The sequence below is a fragment of the Frigoribacterium sp. PhB107 genome (assembly GCF_003751515.1).
GTDB lineage: Bacteria > Actinomycetota > Actinomycetes > Actinomycetales > Microbacteriaceae > Frigoribacterium.
In genome coordinates this window covers 595617-617174 of record NZ_RJKU01000001.1, presented here as the reverse complement: position 1 = coordinate 617174, position 21558 = coordinate 595617, and the positions used below count along the sequence as shown (strand labels likewise).

Sequence of the window (21558 nt, the reverse complement as noted above, 5' to 3'; positions counted from 1 at the left end):
GGTCGACCGACCGTGCGCCCTCACGGCCTCACACGGGCAGCAGCAAGGAGGGGGAGTCGTTCGCGACCGAGCCGACGTCGGGGGAGACCTCGTGCACCACGAGCCGAGCGGCGATCTCGTCGGACAGCCCCGCGACGCCCTGCAGCAGGTCGTCGTCGCCCTCGGCCTCCGGGTCGAGCCAGTCGTCCATGACGTCGGCGCCGACGAGCACGGGCATCCGGTCGTGGGCGGCCGCGAGCGGACCCGAGGAGGCGCGGGTCAGCACGGTCGTGGACAGCAGCCACCGGGACGGCGACCCCACCTCCGCGCCCGGGTCGCGCCACCACTCGTAGAGCGCCGCGAACAGGACGACCTCGTCGTCGGGGAGCCGCACCGCGACGGGACGCTTGCCCCCGTCGGGCAGCGCCTGCCACTCGTACCAGCCCGTCGCCGGCACGAGGGCCCGCCGTGAGGCCAGGGCCTCGCGGAACATCGGCTTCTCGGCGGCCGTCTCGGACCGTGCGTTGAACACCGGGGGGCCGACCGGACCGTCGGAGCCGGCCGGGACGAGGCCCCACCGAGCGGCGGCGAGGCGGCGCACGGGAGGCCCGCCCGCGTCGTCCCCGCGGGGCGCAGCGTCGATCAGCACCGTCACCGGGCGGGTCGGAGCGATGTTCCAGGAAGGGTCTGGGAGACTGTCGCCCGAGACGTCGACGTCGAACAAGGGCACCAGGTCGCTCGAGGCACGCGCCATCACGAATCGTCCGCACATGCGCACCATTCTCCCGGCTGCGACCGACATCGGTCGACGAGGTCGCCCTGACGCCCCCTCAGGACCCTGACCCGCCGGTCACGGACCGCACCGCACGCACCACGTCGCTCCGGCGACGCCGCACGAAGGAGAACCCCTTGCTCGTCACCGACGTCCACGACGCACTGCCCGGGGGTTCGTCGCTGCTCAGGAACGAGCCCGTGCAGGCTCGCAGCTCCGCACGGCTCACCGGCCTCCTCGACGCCGCCGCCGCGATCATCGACGAGATCGGCTACGAGCGCCTGACGACGGCGATGGTCGCCGAGCGGGCCGGCGCCTCCATCGGCACGGTCTACCGGTACTTCCCCGACCGCATCGCGGTCGTCGACGCCCTCGCGCTGCGCTGCGTGCAGCGCTTGACGAACCGGGTGGCCGACACCCTCGACGCAGACGGCGCTGCCGACTGGCGCGGCGCCGTCGACATCGTGATCGACTCCAAGGTCGAGCTCTACCGGAACGAGCCCGGCTTCCGGGCCATCCGCTTCAGCGACGCTCCCGACGCGGGCTCGCCGCAGGCCACCTCCTCGCTCAGCCCCTTCGCCGAGGCCGTGCTCGGGATGTTCGAGCAGCGCTTCGGCGTCGTCCGCGACGCCGACTCCGAGCTCGCCGTGCAGGTCGTGGTCGAGATCGGCGTCTCGCTCCTCGCGCGGGCGTTCCTCGCCGGCGGCGACGGCGACGCGCGCTTCGTGGACGAGTGCCGTCGTGTGTCGAAGTCCTACCTCGAGGCGCACCTCACCCTCGCCTGACGCGTCGGCGGGCCCCGGACGGTCCGTTCTGCGAAGAGGACGAGGCGGGGACAGCCCTCATCCGTCGTCGTGTGGTTCAGTGTCGGGACTGGCAAGTGTCGATTCGTGCTGCCCACGAGGAATGAGCCACCCATGATCGAGTTCACCTCGGTGACCAAGCAGTATCCCGACGGCACCCTGGCCGTCGACGACTTCAGCCTCGTCATCCCGTCCCGTCAGACGACGGTCTTCGTCGGGTCGAGCGGCTGCGGCAAGACCACCATCCTCAGGATGATCAACCGGATGGTCGACCCGACCAGCGGGTCGATCGAGATCGACGGAGACGAGATCGGCGGCCTCGAGCCCGTGGGCCTCCGCCGCAGCATCGGCTACGTGATGCAGAACTCGGGGCTGCTGCCGCACCGCCGGGTCGTCGACAACATCGCGACCGTCCCGGTGCTCAAGGGCGTCTCCAAGAAGGAGGCGCGGAGCCGGGCCCTGGACCTGATGGACACGGTCGGCCTCGACCGCTCGCTCGCCGACCGCTGGCCGAGCCAGCTCAGCGGAGGCCAGCAGCAGCGTGTCGGCGTCGCCCGCGGCCTCGCGGTCGACCCGAACATCCTCCTGATGGACGAGCCCTTCGGCGCCGTCGATCCGCTCGTCCGGGCCGACCTGCAGCGTGAGCTTGTCCGGCTGCAGCGCGACCTCGACAAGACGGTCGTGTTCGTCACGCACGACATCGACGAGGCCTTCCTGCTGGGCGACCAGGTCGTCATCCTCGAGAAGGGCGGCAAGATCGCCCAGAAGGGCTCGCCCGCCGAGATCCTCTCCGACCCGTCCAGCGACTTCGTGGCCGACTTCGTCGGTTCGAACCGGGGCAAGCGGGCCCTGCACATCGAGCAGACCGCCACCGGCCAGGTCGTCGTCGACGACGAGGGCCGCACGACCGGCGTGCTGACCGCACCCGGCACCGTGCCGCGCGCGAGACCGGCCAGCCCGAGCGAGGCCGGTGCCGTCTCGGCGCCGGGTGCCCCGGCGCAGGGTGGGCACGCGTCGTGAACTGGATCTGGTCGAACGCCGACTACATCTGGGACAAGACGCTGGTGCACCTCGCCCTTAGCGTGCCTCCGGTCGTCCTCGCCTTCGTCATCTCGCTGCCGATCGGCTGGCTGGCGAACCGCTACCGCGTGTCCCGCGGCATCCTCACGGTCGCCGGCCTGTTCTACGCGATCCCGTCGCTGCCCCTCTTCGTCGCCCTGCCCGCCCTCGTCGGCACGTCGCTCCGCAGCCCCGTCAACATCGTGATCGGGCTGACGCTCTACGGGGTCGCGCTGATGGTCCGCTCGGTCGCCGACGCCCTGGGCGCCGTCGAGGTCGACGTGCGCCAGTCGGCGACCGCCGTGGGCTACTCGAGCTGGCAGCGCTTCTGGCGCGTCGAGTTCCCCCTCGCCGGCCCCGTCATGCTCGCCGGCCTCCGGGTCGTGGTCGTCAGCACGGTCAGCCTCGCCACCGTGGGCGGCGTGCTGGGCGTCAACGGCCTCGGGCTGCTCTTCATCGACGGCTTCCAGCGGGACATCCCCGAGGAGATCCTCGCGGGCATCGTGATCACCATCGTCATGGCGCTCGTGCTCGACGGGTTGCTCGTCCTCCTCGGCCGCGCGCTGATGCCGTGGAGCCGTCCCGGCAGGCCGCGCCGCGCCTCCTCGAGGCGCTCGTCCGCCCGCTCGTCCGAGACCGGCGCCTCCTCGCCCCAGTCGTCTCGCCGAGAGGCGGTGCGCTCGTGAACTTCTTCGCGGAGGCCTTCGCGTTCATCGGCGACGGCAGCAGCTGGGGCGGCCCGAACGGCATCCCCACCCGCCTCGGCGAGCACCTCTGGTACTCGGTCGTGGCGGTCGCCCTGGCGTCGATCGTCGCGATCCCCGTCGGCTTCGCCATCGGCCACACCGGTCGGGGGCGTGCGATCGCCGTCGCCGTGTCGGGGGGAGCCCGGGCGCTGCCCACCTTCGGTGTCATCACGCTCATCGCCGGCTGGGTCGGCATCGGGCTCACGGCCCCGATGATCTCGTTCGTCATCCTCGCGATCCCGTCGGTGCTCGCCGGTGCCTACGCGGGGTTCGAGGCCGTCGACCGCTCCACCGTCGACGCCGCCCGTGCCGTCGGCATGACCGAGTGGCAGATCGTCACGCGCGTCGAGGTTCCCCTCGGGCTGCCCCTGCTGATCGGCGGGATCCGCTCGGCCGTGCTCCAGGTCGTCGCGACCGCGACGCTCGCGACCATCGTCGGCTCCGGCGGCCTCGGCAGCTACATCATCACCGGCCTGCGCGCCAACGACTACGGCACGATGCTGGCCGGCTCGATCCTCGTGATCGCCCTCGCCGTGGCCCTCGAGGTCGTCTTCTCCGTCGTGCAGCGACTCGTCGTCCCGGCCGGCGTCACCGCCGGGCGCCCCACCGACTCCCGCGCGCGCGTCGCCCGACGCGCCCCGGGCACCGCAACACCCCTCCAGGAAGGAACACAGTGATCAACACAGCGAAGAAAGGCCGGCTCACCGTTCTCGGCGCAGTCGCGATCGGGGCCGTGGTGGCCCTGGCAGGGTGCTCGTCGAGCGACCCTCTCAGCAGCGGCTCCGACGACACGGCGTCGTCCTCCGACGCCCTCGTGATCGGTTCGCAGCAGTACTACTCGAACAAGATCGTCGCCGAGCTCTACGCCCAGGCGCTCGAGGACGGCGGCTACACGGTCGACCGTCAGTACGACATCGGCCAGCGCGAGGTGTACCTGCCCGAGCTCGAGGGCGGCAGCATCGACGTGTTCCCCGAGTACTCCGGCAACCTGCTCCAGTTCTACGACGCCGAGACGACGGCCAAGACACCCGAGGAGGTGGAGTCCGCCCTCGCCGACGCGCTGCCCGACGGCCTCACCAGCCTCACCGCCGCCGAGGCGACGGACCAGGACAGCTACAACGTGACGAAGGAGTTCTCCGAGGAGAACGGCATCACGAGCCTGGCCGACCTCAAGGACTACTCCGGCTCGATCGCCCTCGGCGCCCCGCCCGAGAACGTCGACCGTCCCTACGGCCCTCCCGGCCTGAAGAGCATCTACGGCGTCGACGTCACCTCGACCCCGATCGACGACGGAGGCGGCCCGCTGACGGCCAAGGCGCTGTCGGACGGCAGCGTCCAGATCGCCGACCTCTACTCGGCCAGCCCGCTGATCGTCGAGAACGACTTCGTCACCCTCGACGACCCCGAGAACATGATCCTGCCGCAGAACGTGGTGCCGATCGTCTCGGACAAGGTCGACCAGGGCGCCCAGGACATCATCGACGCGGTGGACGCGGCGCTGACCTCGGCCGACCTGCAGGAGATGAACTCGAGGAGCCAGACCGACAAGGAGTCCGAGGGCACCATCGCCAAGGACTTCCTCGAGAGCAAGGGGCTCGTCGGCTGACCAGCGGCGAGCAGAGGAGGGGCCGGCACGCACGTGCCGGCCCCTCCGTCGTCAGACGGCGTCGTCGTCCGGGTGGGCCATGTGCTTCTCCTCGCGCCGGTGCACGAGCCGCTTGACGAGCAGCACGACCACGGCGAACGCGACCACGATGCCGACGAAGACGTAGCCGGCGCCGTGCAGCCGGTCGGCGAGCTCCCGGTAGCTGCCGGCGGCGGCCGCGCCCACCGACACGTACGCCGTCGCCCAGAGGAGGCAGGCCGGCGTCGTCCAGGCGAGGAACGTCCGGTAGCGCATCGGGCTGGTGCCCACGGTCAGCGGGATGAGCGAGTGCAGTACGGGCAGGAAGCGCGACACGAAGACGGCGATGCCGCCGCGCCGGGCGAGGTAGTTCTCGGCCCTGGCCCAGTTGTGCTCGCCGAGGCGCCGGCCGAGACGGCTGCGCCGGATCGCCGGGCCGAAGTGCCGCCCGAGCGCGAAGCCGATGCTCTCGCCGGTGAGGGCGCCGAGCACGAGGGCGACGACGAGCGAGGCGAACTCGACCGGGCCGACCACCGCGGTCGCGGAGACCACGGCCACGGTGTCCCCGGGCACGAGCAGCCCGAGCAGCACGCTCGTCTCCAGGATCATCGCGAGCCCGGCGAGCAGGGTCCGGAGGAGCGGGTCGACCGACTGCACGAGGTCGAGGAGTCCTGTCAGCACGTCGTCCACCCGGCCGATCCTATGCACCGCCGGTCGGGAGCCCCCTGGTCCCGCAGGTCGTGAGCCCCCTGGTCTCGCAGGCCGGTCAGGACCTCGCCGGGAGCGGGCGACGCAGGGCGTCGAGGCGGGCCTGCCACGTGGCGAGCCTCCCAGGCTGCTCCGCCGGGGAGGGGCCGTCGACCCACCCGGAGACGATGCGGACGCCGTGCAGCGCGCTGAGCGACCATATCTCGGCGCCGTCGAGCTCCGCCGGCGTCGTCCGGTCGTGCAGCACGTCGACGCCGAGCACGGCCGCGAGGGTGAGCACGGTGCGCGAGGTCACCCCGGGCAGGCGGGGCAGATCGTCGGCCGGCGTGCAGAGGGAGTCGCCGCGCCACCAGACGAGCGAGCTCCACGCGCCCTCGACCACGTGGCCCTCGGGGGAGAGGATCACCGCCTCCTCCGCTCCGCGAGAAGCGGCCTCCGCCCGGACGTCCCCGAGGGCGGCGAGATCGGGGCCCTTGACGAGGGGCGACGTGCGGGGGTCGCGGGCCGCGGTCGCCACCCGGACCGATCTCGTGCGGTCGGGAGCGGTCCGCAGTCGAGCCCGCAGCTCGGGTGCCCCGGCGGCGGCGCGGACCAGCTCGACGCGGGGGAACCAGGCGCCGTCCCGCGGCAGGCGGTCGACCACCGCGCCCCAGAAGGCCTCGACGTCGTCGTCGGCGACCAGGCCCGTGGCCGTCACGGACGACGTGAAGCGGTCCCGGTGCACGTCGAGGGCGCGGACGGCGCCGTCGAGCACGAGCCACGAGTCGGCGACGAGCACGTCGGGGGTCGACGCCGTGGGCTGCTCAGCCGTCGACGCCTTCGACGCCGTCGAGGCCGTCGGTCCCGCCGACTCCGCGGGCGACGACGCGAGCTCGCCCCCGCGCCACAGGAGGGTCTCGCCGGGGCTCATACACTCAGGGTATGCGCCTCCCGGTCCACCGTCGTCCGCTCTCGTGGCGCGACCCGGAGGCCGTCGTGCTCGCCCTCGCCCGCAGCGGGGACGTCGTCTGGACCGACGCGGGTCCCGGTGCCTCGTCGGGGCGCTCGGTCGTCGCCTGGGGCCCGGCGCTGACGGCGACGGGCCCCGACGACCTGGCCGTCGCGTGGACCGAGCTCCGGGCCGTCCTCGCCGATCCCCGAGGCGACGCCGATCCGCTCGGACCCGCCGGCTGGCTCGGCTACGGCGTCGGGACCTGGCTCCTCGACCGGGACGCGACCGTCGGCGTGGGCCGGGGCGCGCCTCCCTCGGTCACGGCCGGGCTCCCGCTCGACCCCGACGCCCCCGCCGACCTCGCGCTGCTGCTGACCGACCGCGCGCTGGTCTTCGACCACGGCGACAGGACGGTGGAGGCGGTGGTCCTGGGCGACGACCGCTGGCTGTCGGCCGTCGCAGCGGCCTGGTGCGACGTTCCCGAGGGCGACCCCGGGCACCCGGCCGAGGCGACGGCACCGTCGCGCCCCGCCGTGCGTCAGCACGACGACGACGCCTACCTCGCGCTCGTCGAGCGCTGCCAGCAGGCCATCACGGCGGGAGACGCCTACGTGCTCTGCCTCACGACGACGACCACGGTCGGGGGCGACGTGGACGACCTGGCCGTTTACTGGAGGCTGCGCCGGTCCTCTCCGGCCCCGCACGCCTCCTTCGTGCGGATCGGCCCGACGTCCGTGCTCGGGGCGTCGCCCGAGTCGTTCCTCCGGGTCGACGCGGCAGGCGTGGTCTCGTCGTCCCCGATCAAGGGGACCCGGCCGCGGTCGGCGGACGCGGTGCTCGACGCCCGCGCCGCCGCCGAGCTCGGCGCCGACGAGAAGGAGCTCGCCGAGAACCTGATGATCGTCGACCTCGTGCGCAACGACCTCACCCGCGTCGCGGCGCCCGGCACCGTCGCGGTGGCCGAGCTGTTCGCCGTGCGGTCCTACCGCCACGTGCACCAGCTCGTGAGCACGGTGACGGCCGTCCTGGCCCCGGGACGCACCGCCCTCGACGTCGTGGAGACGGCATTCCCCGCCGGCTCGATGACCGGCGCGCCGAAGCGCCGGGCCGTGCAGCTGCTCGCTGCCTGGGAGGGGCGGCCGCGCGGCGTCTACTCGGGCGTCGTGGGGCACCTCGGCCTGGACGGCTCCGCCTCGCTCGCCATGGCCATCCGGTCGATCGTCGTCGAGCGGGCGACGTCGCGACGGCCCGGCCGCGCGAGCGTCGGCGCCGGGGGAGGCGTCACTGCGTCGTCGGTGCCGTCCGTCGAGCTCGAGGAGGTGCGGCTGAAGTCTGCCGCCCTGCTGCGCGCCCTCGACGCGGTCGCGGAGGGCGCCTCCTCGGCTCCCGCCGTGCCGACGCCGCCCGTGCCCTGACGAGACGGTCGGCCCGCTACCCTGGACGACGGACCGCCCCGCGCGTGTGCCCTCGGGGCGCCCCCGGGCCGTCCGCCTCCCCACCGCAGCGATTGAGAGTCCCGTGGCCCACGAGCACGACACGATACCGTCCGCCGACCAGGCGTCCACCACCCCGGCGTCCGAGACCCCGGCCCCCGCCGAGGGCGAGACGGAGCGCGCCTACGACCCCGCCCGCCTGCAGCACAAGTGGCAGGCGATCTGGGAGGAGGCGAAGCCCTTCGCCGTCGACCCGGACGACGTGCGGCCGCGCAAGTACATCCTCGACATGTTCCCGTACCCGTCGGGCGACCTGCACATGGGGCACGCCGAGCAGTACGCGCTCGGCGACATGGTCACGCGCTACTGGCGCCAGCAGGGCTTCAACGTGCTGCACCCGATCGGCTGGGACAGCTTCGGCCTGCCCGCCGAGAACGCGGCGATCAAGCGCGGCGTCGACCCCCGCGAGTGGACCTACGCGAACATCGAGCAGCAGAAGCAGAGCATGAAGCTCTACGCACCGTCGTTCGACTGGGACCGCGTGCTGCACACGAGCGACCCCGAGTACTACAAGTGGAACCAGTGGCTGTTCCTGCAGATGTACGACAAGGGCCTCGCGTACCGCAAGGACAGCTGGGTCAACTGGGACCCGGTCGACCAGACCGTGCTCGCGAACGAGCAGGTCCTCGCCGACGGCACGTCCGACCGCTCGGGCGCCGTCGTCGTCAAGAAGAAGCTGACGCAGTGGTACTTCAAGATCACCGACTACGCCGACCGCCTGCTCGACGACCTCAACCAGCTCGAGGGCCACTGGCCGACCAAGGTGCTGAACATGCAGCGCAACTGGATCGGCCGCTCGATAGGTGCCGACGTGCACTTCGAGATCGAGGGCAGGGAGGAGCGGGTCACGGTCTTCACGACCCGTCCCGACACGCTCTGGGGCGCCACCTTCATGGTCGTCGCGCCCGACTCCGACCTCGCGGCCGAGCTCGTCGCCGACGCGACCGACGACGTCAAGGAGACCTTCGCCTCCTACCTGGTCGAGGTGCAGAAGGCGACCGAGATCGAGCGCCAGTCGAGCGAGCGTCCGAAGACCGGCGTGCCCCTCGGGCGCGTCGCGGTGAACCCGGTCACGGGCGACCCGATGCCCGTCTGGGCCGCGGACTACGTGCTCGCCGACTACGGCCACGGCGCCGTCATGGCCGTGCCCGCGCACGACCAGCGCGACCTCGACTTCGCCCGCAAGTACGACCTGCCGGTCCGCGTCGTCGTCGACACCAACGCGCCTGTCACGGGCGTCATCCCCAAGCTGCAGCTGGACGAGGACGGCCAGGCGATCCTGCCCGACGACCTGCCCGACCTCGACCCCGCGTCGACCGGCGTCGCCCTGACCGGCGAGGGCCGGTTGATGAACTCGGGGCCGCTCACCGGCCTGAGCAAGTCGAACGCGATCAAGCGCGTGATCGAGCTGCTCGAGCAGTCGGGTTCCGGCAAGGCCGCGAAGACCTACCGCCTCCGCGACTGGCTGATCTCGCGCCAGCGCTTCTGGGGCACGCCGATCCCGATCGTGCACGGCGCCGACGGCGTCGAGGTGCCCGTGCCCGTCGACCAGCTGCCCGTGCTGCTGCCCTCGACCGAGGGCCTCGACCTCAAGCCCAAGGGCAGCTCGCCCCTGGGCGCCGCGACCGACTGGGTGAACGTGCCCGACCCGCGCGACGGCTCGCCGGCGCGCCGCGACGCCGACACGATGGACACCTTCGTCGACAGCTCGTGGTACTTCCTCCGGTTCCTCGACCCGACCGACTCCGAGCGGGCGTTCGACCCGGCCCAGGCGAGCAAGTGGGCCCCCGTCGACCAGTACGTGGGCGGCGTCGAGCACGCGATCCTGCACCTGCTCTACGCGCGCTTCATCACCAAGGTGCTCTTCGACCTCGGCCACGTCGACTTCACCGAGCCGTTCAGCGCCCTGCTGAACCAGGGCATGGTGCTGCAGGACGGCGCCAAGATGAGCAAGAGCAAGGGCAACGTCGTCAGCCTGTCCGACGAGATCGCGAAGCACGGCGTCGACGCGATCCGCCTGACGATGGCCTTCGCCGGCCCGCCCGAGGACGACATCGACTGGGCCGACGTCTCGCCGGCCGGGTCCGCGAAGTTCCTCGCCCGGGCGTTCCGGCTGGCGACCGACGTCGACAGCCCGCGCGACGTGGTGTGGGCCGAGGGCGACCAGGCGCTGCGCCGGATCACCCACCGGTTCCTCGCCGAGGCCCCCGGGCTCAGCGAGGCGTTCAAGTACAACGTCGTCGTCGCCCGCCTGATGGAGCTCGTCAACGCCGTCCGCAAGACGATCGACAGCGGCGCCGGCGCCGCGGACCCCGCGGTCCGCGAGGCGACGGAGACGGTCGCCCTCGGGCTCTCGCTCTTCGCGCCCTACACGGCGTCGGAGATGTGGGAGCTGCTCGGCTACGACGGCGTGGGCGTCGCCCACTTCGGCTGGCGCCGGGCCGACCCGACCCTGCTCGTCGAGACCAGCGTCACGGCCGTCGTGCAGGTGAACGGCAAGGTCCGCGACCGTCTCGAGGTCTCGCCCAAGATCGGGTCCGACGAGCTCGAGGCCCTGGCTCGCGACTCCGCCGCGGTGCAGCGTGCGGTCGGCGACAAGCAGATCGTGAACGTCGTCGTGCGGGCGCCGCGCCTCGTCGCCATCGCGGTGAAGTAGCCCACTCGCTCCTCCCCGCCGCCGACCGGCCGTCCTGGTTCCCCAGGGCGGCCGTCGTCGTCTGCGGGTGCTGTGCCGCTCCTCCTACGGTCGGGGGATGGTCGTCGACTTCCGCTCCGCGCCCGATCCGGCGGCCCCCCGCGGGCCGCGCTGGCGCCTCGGCGTCGGGGCCGTGGTCGTGCTCGTGCTGGCGGTGCTCGCGGTCACCGTCGCGATCTCGGCGGCGGCGACCCGAGGAGGCGCGGGCGAGACCGCGATCACGTCGCGACCGACGCCCGCCGACGGGATGTCCGAGGCGGCCGACTCGTCGGGGGCACCCGGGGCAGCCGGCTCGCCCGTCTTCGTGCACGTGCACGGCAGGGTCGCGCTGCCGGGTCTCTACGAGCTCGCGTCGGGGGCACGCGTCGTCGACGTCGTCGCGGCCGCCGGGGGCTTCGCCGACGACGCCGAGCAGGGCGCGGTCAACTTGGCCCGGCCCCTCGTCGACGGCGAGCAGCTGTACGTGCCCGCGACGGGGGAGGCGGCCGCGGCAGGGCCCGGCGGCGGGTTCGGCGCGGGGGCGGGGTCGGGGGCGGGTGCCGGCTCCGCGCTGGACGGCGGCGCGTCCGGGCCGGGGGCAGCTCTCGTCGACCTCAACTCGGCCGACGCCGCCGCGCTCGAGACGCTCCCCGGGATAGGGCCCGCGACGTCGGCGGCGATCCTCGAGTGGCGGAGGCAGAACGGCGCGTTCCGGTCGGTGGACGACTTGCTGGGCGTCAGCGGCATCGGGGAGAAGACCCTCGCCAAGCTCAGCCCCCTGGTCACCGTGTGAGGGCGCCGACTCAGGTCGACGTCCGCTGGGCCGCGCCGGCGGGCTCGTCGTGGGCCGTGCTCGTCGCGGTCCTGCCGAGGCCCGACCTGCACGTCACGGTGAGCGTCCTGCTCCTCCTCGTCGGGGCCGCGGCCCTGCTCGTCGCCGTCGGGGCCGGACGACGGGCTCGACGAGAGTGGTCCTCGGCGTCTGCGTCGCCGTCGCCGTCGGCGTCAGGTCGGCAGCGCGCCTCGGGGTCGCCGGGGTCTCGCGTCGTCCCCGCCGCGGCGTTGGTCGCGCTCGTGGCGCTCGTCGCGGGGCTCGTGCTGGCGGGTGCGGCCGCACGGCAGCACGTGCGCTACCCGGAGGAGCTCGTCGCCCTGTCGGGCCACTCCGCCGAGCTGCACGGCACGGCGACGGGCCGTGTGGCGGCGGGCACACGAGCCGTGCAGGTGACGGTGCGCGAGGTCGTCGTGGCCGACGAGGTCGTGTGGCGCGGGCGGGCGTCGTTCCTCCTCCTCGGGCCGAGGGTCGCGGAGGGGGCGGCGATCGAGGTGGGGCAGGAGGTGTCCGCCCGCGTCTCGGTCCTCCCGGTCGAGCCGGGCGACGACGTCGCCTTCGTCGCGGCCGTGCGAGGCCAGGTCGTCCCCGGGGCGCCGCCGTCCGGGGCAGCGGGCCTCGCCGACTCGGTGCGCTCCGACTTCCGCGGCGTGACCGCGGAGCTGCCGGGCGACGGCGGCAGCCTCCTGCCCGGGCTCGCCGTCGGCGACACGTCCGCCGTCGACGACGAGCTCGACGAGGCCATGAAGGCGTCCTCCCTCTCGCACCTGACCGCCGTGTCCGGGTCGAACTGCGCCGTCCTCGTCGCCCTCGTCATGCTCGTGGGCGGGGCCCTGGGAGTACCGCGGCTGGCGCGCCTCCTCCTCGCGGCGGTCCTGCTCCTCGCGTTCCTCGTGCTCGTCACCCCCGAGCCCAGCATCGTCCGCGCCTCGGTCATGGCCCTGGTCGTGCTCGTCCACCTCGCGGCGGGTCGGCCCGTGTCGGGACTGCCCGTCGTCTCGTTGGCGGTCTCGGGCCTGCTCCTCGGCGACCCCTGGCTGGCCCGCGACCTCGGCTTCGCCCTGTCGGTGCTCGCCACGGCGGGTCTCGTGGTGCTCGCGGCGCCCCTCGCCGACGCGTTCGCCCGGTTCCTGCCGCGCCCGGTGGCGGCCGTGCTGGCCGTGCCCGTCGCCGCGCAGCTCGCGTGCCAGCCGGTGCTGCTGCTCCTCGACCCCCGGGTGGCCGTGCACGGCGTCGTCGCGAACGTGCTGGCCGAGCCCGCGGCGCCCCTGGCGACCGTGGGCGGCCTCGTCGTGTGCGCCACCGCCTCCTGGGCTCCGGGCCCGGCCGAGCTCGTCGCACGGGCCGCGTGGGTGCCGGCCACGTGGATCGGCGCGGTCGCCCGCTCCGTGGCGTCCTGGCCGCTCGCCCGGGTGGAGTGGCCCGGCGGGCCGACGGGAGTCGTGCTCCTGGCTGCTCTGACCGTCCTCGTCGCCGGGGCGGTGCTCGCCCGGCCGGGCGGGCGGCTGCGGCGGGTCGTCGTCGTCCTGCTCACGGGCGCGCTCGCGGTGGGCGCCGGTGCGGTCGTGGGCGTCCGCACGGGGGAGCGCAGCGCCGTCCCTGCCGACTGGACGATCGCCCAGTGCGACGTCGGGCAGGGCGATGCTGTCCTCGTCCGGAGCGACGGCCAGGTGGCCCTCGTCGACGTCGGCGACGACGAGGCCGCGCTCGGCGGCTGCCTCCGCCGGTTCGGGGTCGACCGGATCGACCTCCTCGTGCTCACGCACTTCGACGCGGACCACGTCGGAGCCGTCGACGTGGTCACGGGACGAGTCGGCCGTGCCCTGGTCGGGCCGACCGCGAGCCCCGACGACGAGCGTGTCGTCGACGACCTGGCCGGCGGCGGTGCGGAGGTCGTCGAGGTCGCGGTCGGCGTGGGGGGAGTCCTCGGCGAGCTCGGCTGGTCCGTGCTCTGGCCGGTCCGGGCGGACGCGGCGGGCAACGACGCGAGCGTCGTCACCCTGTGGCGGCCGCTGCCCGGCTGTCGGACGGGCTGCCTGTCGCTCCTCGACCTCGGCGACCTCGCCGAGGCGCCGCAGCGTCTCCTCCTCTCGTCGTCGGGCGGGGCCCTCTCGGGCGTCGACGTCGTGAAGGTGTCCCACCACGGATCCGCCGACCAGCACGCGGGTCTCTACGCGGCCGCCCGGGCCTCGGTCGGGCTCGTCGGGGTCGGTGCCGACAACAGCTACGGGCACCCGCGACGAGAGGCTCTCGACATGGTCGAGGAGGCGGGCGCCGAGGTCACGAGGACCGATCTCGACGGCGACGCCGCGGTCGTCGTCGACGACTCGGGCGGCGTGCGGCTCTGGCGCCGACACGCCGTCGCGGGCCACGCGCCGTCCGCCGACCCGTCGGCCGCGGGGGCCGCGGGGTCCTGGGCGCCGGCGGCGTCGGGGGAGGCCGTTACGCTGGGAGCCGGGCGCCCGAGGCGTCCTCGACCGAGGAGGACCGTGGCCGCGAGAACCACCGGCAAGACGACGAAGAAGGCGAGCGTCGCCGTCGACCAGGTCCCCTGGCACGCGATCCGCCCCGCGCCGGTCGTCCTCGTCAGCGGGCCCGAGCAGTTCCTCGCCGAGCGTGCCGTGCGGCAGCTCCGCGACCAGCTCGTCGCCGAGGACTCGAGCCTCGAGGTCCACGACCTCGAGGCCGACCACTACCAGCCCGGCGAGCTCATCACGCTCGCGAGCCCGTCCCTGTTCGCCGAGCCGCGCCTCCTGCGCGTGGTGTCGGTCGAGAAGTGCACCGACGCGTTCCTCACCGAGACGCTCCGGTACCTCGAGTCGCCGGCCGACGACACCTACCTCGTGCTGCGGCACGGCGGGGGAGTGCGCGGCAAGAAGCTGCTCGACACGATCCGTGCGGGCGTGGGCGGCGGCGTCGAGGTCGTCTGTGCCGAGCTCAAGAAGGACACGGAGAAGCACGACTTCGCCGCGGGCGAGTTCCGGTCGGCACGTCGACGTGTGTCGAGCGGCGCACTCCGCGCGCTCGTGACGGCGTTCTCCGACGACCTCGCCGAGCTCGCCAGCGCCTGCCAGCAGCTGATCTCCGACGCGGCGGACGAGATCACGGAGGCGACGGTCGAGAAGTACTACGCCGGCAGGGTCGAGACGAACGCCTTCAAGGTCGCGGACGCGGCCATCGCGGGGCGCCAGGGCGAGGCGCTCGTGCTCCTGCGGCACGCCCTCTCGTCGGGTGCCGACCCGGTCCCCGTCGTGGCGGCCTTCGCGATGAAGATCCGCACCATGGCGAAGGTGCAGGGCGTCTACGGCCCGTCCGGCCAGCTCGCGTCTCGCCTCGGCATGGCGCCGTGGCAGGTCGAGCGGGCCCAGCGCGACGTGCGTGGCTGGAGCGAGGACGGCCTGGGCCGGTGCATCGAGCTGCTCGCCGAGACGGACGCCGCGGTCAAGGGCGCGCAGCGCGACGCGATCTACGCGCTCGAGCGGATGGTCACGACCGTGGCGACGCGGGGTGCCGTCGGGCGCTGACCGGCTGCCCGGCTCGCGGGTCTGTCATCCTGACGTCCTCGTGGAACGCGAAGGGCCCCGTCTCGGTCGAGACGGGGCCCTTCGCAGCGAGCGCGATGCGCTCAGGGGGTCAGGCTCAGAGAGCGCCGACCTGCTTCGCGATCGACGACTTGCGGTTCGCGGCCTGGTTCTTGTGGATGACGCCCTTGCTGGCGGCCTTGTCGAGCTTCTTCGAGGCGAGGGCCAGCGACGCGGTCGCCTTGTCCTTGTCGCCGGCGACGATGGCCTCGCGCGCGGCGCGGACGGCGGTCTTCAGCTCGCTCTTGACGGCCTTGTTGCGGTCCTGGGCCTTCTTGTTGGTGCCGATGCGCTTGATCTGCGACTTGATGTTCGCCACGTTCGCTACTTCCTGTTTCGTGTGTCGTATGACTGGGCTGTCGGCACCAGGATGCGGCGCCGTGCCCGGGGGACGGTTCTGTGAGGTGGTGCTGCGAGCCGACCGGGAGGAGACGCGCTCTCCCCGGACTGCCGCCGGTGGTGCCACCGGAGCGGCTCTCGGCTGCGTTCGCGATCCGTCACGTCAGACGTTCCGCGCAAGCCAACAGGCAACGTTACCAGCACGTCGCCCGACTCTCAATGATAGGGCGTCCCCGAGGGGCGGTGGTGACCCAGCGGGAGGGCGTGTCGCCCGTAGTACGGTGCCGTCATGCCGTCGCTCGCCCCGCACATCGCATCCGTCCCCGCCTCCGGGATCCGCAGGGTCTTCGAGCTCGCCGCCGGCCTGGACGACGTCGCGATGCTGGTCATCGGCGAGCCCGACGTGCCCGTTCCCCACCACGTCGGCGACGCGGCCCGCCGTGCCTGGTCGGAGGACCGCACCGGCTACACGCCGAACGGCGGCATCGCGCCCCTCCGCGAGGCCCTCGTGGCGAAGCTGGCCCGCGAGAACGACCTGCACGTCGACGTGGAGCAGGTCTGGGTCACGGTCGGGGCCACCCAGGCGCTCCACCAGGCCATGGGGCTCGTCCTCGCGTCGGGCGACGAGGTGCTGGTGCCCGACCCCGGCTACACGACGTTCTCGATGAACGCGCACATGCTCGACGCCGTCCCCGTGCCGTACGCGCTCTCGCCCGGCCACGGCTTCCTGCCCGACCTCGACCAGCTGGAGGCGGCCGTCACGGTCCGCACGCGAGCCGTCGTCGTCAACTCGCCGTCCAACCCCCTCGGGGTGGTCTGGCCGCGGGAGGTGCTGCAGGGGCTGCTCGACCTGGCCGCCCGACACGACCTCTGGGTGATCAGCGACGAGGTCTACGAGTACTTCACCTACGGGACGCCGCACGTGAGCATCGCCTCCCTCGACGCCGACGACCGCGTCTTCAGCGCGTTCTCGCTGAGCAAGACCTACGCCATGACCGGCGTGCGCGTCGGCTACCTGGTGACGCCGCGTGGCCTCGCCCCGACGATGCGGACGGTCCAGGAGGCGATGATCAGCTGCGTCGCCGAGCCCGACCAGCACGCGGCCCTCGCCGCCGTCACCGGCGACCACGGGCCGGTGTCCGAGGCCCGGGAGCACTATCGCCAGAACCTCGAGCTCGCCACGGCGCTGCTCGTGGAGCGCGGCATCGCCCACCTCGACCCGCAGGGCGCCTTCTACCTCTGGATCGACGTGAGCCACGCGTCGCAGGGCGACGTCGCCGGCTGGGCCGAGCGCTTCCTGCTCGAGCGGCGGGTCGCCGTCGCGCCGGGCAGCGCCTTCGGCCGGTCCGGCGAGGGCTGGATCCGCATCTGCCTGGCCGCGGCTCCCGAAGTGATCGAGCGCGGGCTCCGGGCCCTCCCCGCACCCGGCGCCTGACGGGGACGCCCCCGCCTCGATCCGGGGGTCTGCCCCCTTCAGGCGGGCTGCGTCTCCTTCGTAGGCTCGAGACATGACGAACACCGCACCGACCACCCCGCCCGTCGCCGCGCACACCGCGGCCCCTGCCGCTCCTGCCGCCCCCGCGGCGGCCGGCGGACTGCACTCGCCGCTGAGCCTCACGAGCCTCGTGCTCGGGATCGCGTCGGTGGCGCTGAGCTTCACCTTCGTCGTGCCGATCGTCGGCGTCGTCCTCGGCGTCCTGGGTCGCCGACGCGAGCCCGAGGGCCGCACGATGGCGCTGATCGGCATCATCTCGTCGGGGGTGATGCTGCTCGGCAGCGTCGTCCTCCTCGTCGTCGGGCTCCTGGCCGCGGTCCCGATCGGCCTGCTCGGCCTGTTCCAGTACTTCGGCTGACGCCTGCTCGTCAGCTGACGCCTGCCCGTCGGTTGACGCCTGCCCGTCCGCTGCCGCCCGCTCGGTGGGGCCGCGCCTCGTGTCGACAACTCCTGACGGGTGTGCCGGGAGCCCCCGGCAGCGCAGTCACGGCGATGGTGCAGTGCACAGCGCAGGAGTTGTCGACACGGTTCCCGAGCGCGACGTGGGAGAATCGAGGCGACAACCGCCCGCCACCCCCTGAGGACCGTGTGAGCCCCCTAGCAACCCGTGCACTCGAGCCGGCGAAGACCGCGCCCGAGCACATCCGCAACTTCTGCATCATCGCGCACATCGACCACGGCAAGTCGACGCTCGCCGATCGCATGCTGGGCATCACCGGCGTCGTCGAAGACCGGGCGATGCGCGCCCAGTACCTCGACCGCATGGACATTGAGCGCGAGCGCGGCATCACGATCAAGAGCCAGGCCGTGCGCATGCCCTGGGAGCGCGACGGCCAGACCTTCGCCCTCAACATGATCGACACGCCCGGCCACGTCGACTTCAGCTACGAGGTCAGCCGGTCGCTCGCGGCGTGCGAGGGCGCGATCCTCCTCGTCGACGCAGCGCAGGGCATCGAGGCCCAGACGCTGGCGAACCTCTACCTGGCGCTCGAGAACGACCTCGAGATCATCCCGGTCCTCAACAAGATCGACCTGCCGGCGGCCGACCCGGAGAAGTACGCGGCCGAGCTCGCGAGCCTGATCGGGGGCGACCCCGCCGACGTCCTGCGCGTCAGCGGCAAGACGGGCATCGGCGTCACCGAGCTGCTCGACCGCGTCGTCGACCGCATCCCGTCGCCCACAGGCGACTTCGACGCCTCGCCGCGCGCGATGATCTTCGACTCCGTCTACGACAGCTACCGCGGCGTCGTCACCTACATCCGCATGATCGACGGCACCCTGCACCCGCGCGAGAAGGTGCAGATGATGTCGACGAAGTCGACGCACGAGATCCTCGAGATCGGCGTCTCGTCCCCCGAGCCGACGCCGAGCCAGGGCCTCTCGGTCGGCGAGGTCGGCTACCTGATCACCGGTGTGAAAGACGTGCGGCTCTCGAAGGTCGGCGACACCGTCACGACCTCGGCCAAGCCCGCGACGGAGGCGCTGGCCGGCTACGTCGAGCCCCTCCCGATGGTCTACTCGGGCCTGTACCCGATCGACGGCAGCGACTACCCCGACCTGCGCGAGGCCCTCGACAAGCTCAAGCTGTCCGACGCCGCCCTCGTCTACGAGCCCGAGACCAGCGTCGCGCTCGGCTTCGGGTTCCGCTGCGGGTTCCTCGGGCTGCTGCACCTCGAGATCATCACCGAGCGCCTCGAGCGCGAGTTCGGCCTCGACCTCATCACCACGGCGCCGAGCGTCGTCTACGAGGTCACCACCGACGACAAGCAGACGGTGACCGTCACCAACCCGAGCGAGTTCCCCGGCGGCAAGATCGCCAGCGTGAGCGAGCCGATGGTCAAGGCGGCGATCCTCGCCCCGAAGGACTACGTCGGCGTCATCATGGAGCTCTGCCAGCAGCGCCGCGGCGCCCTGCTCGGCATGGAGTACCTCGGAGAGGACCGGGTCGAGATCCGCTACGCGATGCCCCTCGGCGAGATCGTCTTCGACTTCTTCGACAGCCTCAAGTCGAAGACGGCCGGCTACGCGAGCCTCGACTACGAGCCCACCGGCGACCAGGAGGCCGACCTGGTCAAGGTCGACATCCTTCTCCAGGGCGAGCAGGTCGACGCGTTCAGCGCGATCGTCCACCGCGACAAGGCTTACGCGTACGGGGTCCTCATGACCGGTCGCCTCCGCGAGCTCATCCCTCGACAGCAGTTCGAGGTCACCATCCAGGCCGCGATCGGCGCCCGCATCATCGCGCGCGAGAGTATCCGCGCCATGCGCAAGGACGTCCTCGCGAAGTGCTACGGCGGCGACATCAGCCGCAAGCGCAAGCTGCTCGAGAAGCAGAAGGAGGGCAAGAAGCGCATGAAGACCATCGGTCGCGTCGAGGTGCCCCAGGAGGCGTTCATCGCCGCCCTGAGCGGCGACACCGAGGCGAAGAAAGAGAAGAAGTAGCCGATGCGCCGCTCGACCCACGCCGAGACCCACACGACCTACGGCGAGGTCGGGGCGACGCAGGCGCCCGACCTGATGCAGTACCCGCCCAAGGGCTTCCGCCCCGCCGAGTACCGCACCAGGGTCGGCCACGGGGACGCCCGCTTCGAGGCGGCGTGGATCGCCACGATGACCTGGAAGATCCAGGAGCGCAGCGGCATCGAGGTCCACGTCGACTCGGTGCCGCCCGTCGAGGAGGGCGGCTACCACCCCGTCACCTTCGACGACGACGGCGTCCCCGTGGACCCGGCGCACTGGGAGCAGGGCCGCGACGAGTCCCGCTTCGCGCCGGACGGCACGCCGTTCCTCACCGCGGGCACGACGGCGACCCTGTCCATCTCGGCCTACGGCCGCAGCGTGCAGGCACCCGTCCGGGTCGTCTACGTCGTCGACGAGCCGAGGCGCAAGGGCTTCGCCTACGGCACGCTCGACGGCCACCCGGAGAGCGGCGAGGAGAGCTGGGTCGTCGACCAGACCGACGACGGCTCCGTCTGGCTGTCGATCCGCTCGTTCTCCCGCCCCAGCACCTGGCGCTGGAAGCTCGTCGAGCCCTTCATGCGCCGCCAGCAGGCGATGTACACGCGTCGTTACCTGCGCGCCCTCAGCCTGAGCGAGCCCGACGTCCCGGCCGAGGCCGACGTCGACCTCGAGGCCGCCGCCGAGGCCGCTCACGACGACGAGATCCGCGAGCCCGGCTCGCGCCGGTCGGGCGACTGACGGTGCCCGGAGCCCTTCCCCTCGGCGACCCTGCCCCCGTCGACGGCTCGCTGCCGGCCTCGGTGGTCGAGGGCGTCGCCGACCGCAACTTCGGCGTGTACCTGCACGTGCCCTTCTGCCGGGTGCGCTGTGGCTACTGCGACTTCAACACCTACACGGGCGACGAGCTGCGCGGGGCCCGACGTGACGACTACGCGCAGGAGGCGGTGGACGAGGTGCGCCTCGCCGGTCGCGTCCTCGGGGGCGCCGGGCTGCCTCCTCGTCCCGTCTCGACCGTCTTCTTCGGCGGCGGCACGCCCACGATGCTGTCGCACTCCGACCTCGCCGCGATGCTCTCGTCGGTCGTCGACACCTGGGGGCTGGTCGACGGCGCCGAGGTGACGACGGAGGCGAACCCCGACTCGGTCGACGCCGAGTACCTCGAGGCGCTGGCGACCGCCGGCTTCACGCGCGTCAGCTTCGGCATGCAGTCCGCGGTGCCGAGCGTGCTCGCGACCCTCGAGCGGACGCACGACCCCGAGCGCGTGCCCCTCGTCGTGCGCTGGGCGCGCGACGCCGGGCTCGACGTCAGCCTCGACCTCATCTACGGCACGCCCGGCGAGACGATCGACGACTGGTCCCGGTCGCTCGACGTCGCCCTCGAGCAGGAGCCCGACCACCTGTCCGCGTACTCGCTCATCGTCGAGGACGGCACGAAGCTCGCTCGGCAGATCCGCCGTGGCGAGGTGGCCCAGCCCGACGACGACACCGCGGCCGACATGTACGAGCTCGCCGACGACCGGCTCGCCGCCGCGGGCTACGGTTGGTACGAGGTGAGCAACTGGGCGCGCGACGAGCAGCACCGCTCGCGCCACAACCTGTCGTACTGGCAAGGCCACGACTGGTGGGGCGTCGGCCCGGGCGCCCACAGCCACGTCGGCGGGGTCCGCTGGTGGAACGTGAAGCACCCGGCTGCCTACGGCCAGCGCATGGCCGCGGGGGAGTCGCCGGGGGCCGGCCGCGAGACGCTCGACGCGGAGACGCGCCGGGTCGAGCGGGTGCTGCTCGCCGTCCGGATGCGCGAGGGCCTGCCCACCTCCGACCTCGATCCCGAGGGCCGCGCGGCCGTGGCGGGGCTCATCGCGGACGGCTGGGTCGAGGGGCGCGAGGCGCTGGCCGGTCGGGTCGTCCTCACGCGCACGGGGCGGCTCATGGCCGACGCCGTGGTCCGTCGGCTGCTCCCGGTCTGAGGGCCGACGCGACCCGAGTCGACGCTGGACGCGGCCGGGACGACGCGAGGCGCGCCTCCCGAGCGGGAGACGCGCCTCGACGAGCGTGCCGGCGG

General features: G+C 72.9%; 18 protein-coding genes and 1 pseudogene. 15 read left to right on the top strand and 4 right to left on the bottom strand.

What is annotated here, in order from left to right; translation table 11 throughout:
- Positions 1–28: 28 nt before the first annotated feature.
- On the bottom strand, positions 29–751 hold the full coding sequence (locus tag EDF18_RS02785) for an SOS response-associated peptidase (RefSeq protein WP_123547246.1): 723 nt from the start codon (positions 749–751) through the stop codon (positions 29–31).
- A gap of 137 nt (positions 752–888) precedes the next feature.
- On the opposite strand from EDF18_RS02785, the gene EDF18_RS02780 reads away from it, so the two are divergent.
- The 5 genes from EDF18_RS02780 (at position 889) to EDF18_RS02760 (ending at position 4965) form a co-directional block, all read left to right on the top strand.
- Entirely contained in the window at positions 889–1536 is a 648-nt protein-coding gene (locus EDF18_RS02780) for a TetR/AcrR family transcriptional regulator (RefSeq protein WP_123546190.1), read from the top strand.
- A gap of 132 nt (positions 1537–1668) precedes the next feature.
- Entirely contained in the window at positions 1669–2574 is a 906-nt protein-coding gene (locus EDF18_RS02775) for an ABC transporter ATP-binding protein (protein WP_123546188.1), read from the top strand.
- Complete coding sequence (locus tag EDF18_RS02770; protein WP_123546186.1) at positions 2571–3299, top strand: ABC transporter permease; 729 nt, start codon at positions 2571–2573, stop codon at positions 3297–3299. The genes EDF18_RS02775 and EDF18_RS02770 overlap by 4 nt, the downstream gene beginning before the upstream one ends.
- Complete coding sequence (locus EDF18_RS02765; protein WP_123547245.1) at positions 3296–4036, top strand: ABC transporter permease; 741 nt, start codon at positions 3296–3298, stop codon at positions 4034–4036. Before EDF18_RS02770 ends, EDF18_RS02765 begins: the two co-directional genes overlap by 4 nt.
- A complete protein-coding gene (locus EDF18_RS02760; RefSeq protein ID WP_369878087.1) occupies positions 4033–4965 on the top strand; it encodes an ABC transporter substrate-binding protein in 933 nt (310 codons plus the stop codon). Before EDF18_RS02765 ends, EDF18_RS02760 begins: the two co-directional genes overlap by 4 nt.
- A gap of 51 nt (positions 4966–5016) precedes the next feature.
- Here EDF18_RS02760 and EDF18_RS02755 read toward each other — a convergent pair whose 3' ends face one another.
- Both EDF18_RS02755 and EDF18_RS02750 read right to left on the bottom strand, forming a co-directional pair.
- Complete coding sequence (locus tag EDF18_RS02755) at positions 5017–5673, bottom strand: DedA family protein (protein WP_123546184.1); 657 nt, start codon at positions 5671–5673, stop codon at positions 5017–5019.
- 76 nt (positions 5674–5749) lie between these two features.
- A complete protein-coding gene (locus EDF18_RS02750; RefSeq protein ID WP_123546182.1) occupies positions 5750–6601 on the bottom strand; it encodes an aminotransferase class IV in 852 nt (283 codons plus the stop codon).
- Positions 6602–6612: 11 nt separating this feature from the next.
- Here EDF18_RS02750 and EDF18_RS02745 point away from each other — a divergent pair, with 11 nt between their 5' ends.
- From EDF18_RS02745 to holA, 5 genes and pseudogenes are all read left to right on the top strand, one after another.
- A complete protein-coding gene (locus tag EDF18_RS02745; protein ID WP_123546180.1) occupies positions 6613–8037 on the top strand; it encodes an anthranilate synthase component I family protein in 1425 nt (474 codons plus the stop codon).
- Between the two features lie 103 nt (positions 8038–8140).
- Positions 8141–10771 carry a leucine--tRNA ligase gene (gene leuS, locus EDF18_RS02740; protein ID WP_369878086.1) on the top strand — a complete coding sequence of 877 codons (2631 nt, stop codon included), beginning with the start codon at positions 8141–8143 and terminating at the stop codon, positions 10769–10771.
- Positions 10772–10868: 97 nt separating this feature from the next.
- Positions 10869–11582 carry a ComEA family DNA-binding protein gene (locus EDF18_RS02735; protein WP_123546178.1) on the top strand — a complete coding sequence of 238 codons (714 nt, stop codon included), beginning with the start codon at positions 10869–10871 and terminating at the stop codon, positions 11580–11582.
- Positions 11477–13417, top strand: a pseudogene (locus tag EDF18_RS16770) (ComEC/Rec2 family competence protein); the annotation flags it as partial. The gene EDF18_RS02735 and the pseudogene EDF18_RS16770, both read left to right, overlap by 106 nt.
- Positions 13418–14110: 693 nt before the next feature.
- A complete protein-coding gene (gene holA / locus EDF18_RS16545) occupies positions 14111–15145 on the top strand; it encodes a DNA polymerase III subunit delta (protein WP_233569047.1) in 1035 nt (344 codons plus the stop codon).
- A gap of 115 nt (positions 15146–15260) precedes the next feature.
- Here holA and rpsT read toward each other — a convergent pair whose 3' ends face one another.
- Positions 15261–15521 (bottom strand): 30S ribosomal protein S20, encoded by a 261-nt coding sequence (rpsT, locus tag EDF18_RS02725; protein WP_123546174.1) that lies wholly within the window; start codon positions 15519–15521, stop codon positions 15261–15263.
- A gap of 309 nt (positions 15522–15830) precedes the next feature.
- Between rpsT and EDF18_RS02720 the strand changes: the two genes are divergently transcribed.
- From EDF18_RS02720 to hemW, 5 genes are all read left to right on the top strand, one after another.
- Positions 15831–16976 carry a pyridoxal phosphate-dependent aminotransferase gene (locus tag EDF18_RS02720; RefSeq protein ID WP_123546172.1) on the top strand — a complete coding sequence of 382 codons (1146 nt, stop codon included), beginning with the start codon at positions 15831–15833 and terminating at the stop codon, positions 16974–16976.
- A gap of 73 nt (positions 16977–17049) precedes the next feature.
- Positions 17050–17394 carry a DUF4190 domain-containing protein gene (locus tag EDF18_RS02715; RefSeq protein WP_123546170.1) on the top strand — a complete coding sequence of 115 codons (345 nt, stop codon included), beginning with the start codon at positions 17050–17052 and terminating at the stop codon, positions 17392–17394.
- Positions 17395–17624: 230 nt separating this feature from the next.
- Positions 17625–19478, top strand: coding sequence for a translation elongation factor 4 (gene lepA, locus EDF18_RS02710; RefSeq protein WP_123546168.1), 1854 nt, complete (start codon positions 17625–17627; stop codon positions 19476–19478).
- 3 nt (positions 19479–19481) lie between these two features.
- Positions 19482–20234: a DUF1990 family protein gene (locus EDF18_RS02705; RefSeq protein WP_123546166.1), complete on the top strand. Its 753-nt coding sequence runs from the start codon at positions 19482–19484 to the stop codon at positions 20232–20234.
- A gap of 2 nt (positions 20235–20236) precedes the next feature.
- Positions 20237–21463: a radical SAM family heme chaperone HemW gene (gene hemW, locus EDF18_RS02700; RefSeq protein WP_123546164.1), complete on the top strand. Its 1227-nt coding sequence runs from the start codon at positions 20237–20239 to the stop codon at positions 21461–21463.
- Positions 21464–21558: the final 95 nt, after the last annotated feature.

What these genes read in the sequence shown, in the direction of transcription:
- EDF18_RS02720 (WP_123546172.1), top strand. Translation starts at nt 15,831, where the DNA reads ATGCCGTCGCTCGCCCCGCACATCGCATCCGTCCCCGCCTCCGGGATC.
- EDF18_RS02775 (WP_123546188.1), top strand. Translation starts at nt 1,669, where the DNA reads ATGATCGAGTTCACCTCGGTGACCAAGCAGTATCCCGACGGCACCCTG.
- EDF18_RS02750 (WP_123546182.1), bottom strand. Translation starts at nt 6,601, where the DNA reads ATGAGCCCCGGCGAGACCCTCCTGTGGCGCGGGGGCGAGCTCGCGTCG.
- EDF18_RS02785 (WP_123547246.1), bottom strand. Translation starts at nt 751, where the DNA reads ATGTGCGGACGATTCGTGATGGCGCGTGCCTCGAGCGACCTGGTGCCC.
- EDF18_RS02735 (WP_123546178.1), top strand. Translation starts at nt 10,869, where the DNA reads ATGGTCGTCGACTTCCGCTCCGCGCCCGATCCGGCGGCCCCCCGCGGG.
- EDF18_RS02715 (WP_123546170.1), top strand. Translation starts at nt 17,050, where the DNA reads ATGACGAACACCGCACCGACCACCCCGCCCGTCGCCGCGCACACCGCG.
- EDF18_RS02705 (WP_123546166.1), top strand. Translation starts at nt 19,482, where the DNA reads ATGCGCCGCTCGACCCACGCCGAGACCCACACGACCTACGGCGAGGTC.
- EDF18_RS02745 (WP_123546180.1), top strand. Translation starts at nt 6,613, where the DNA reads ATGCGCCTCCCGGTCCACCGTCGTCCGCTCTCGTGGCGCGACCCGGAG.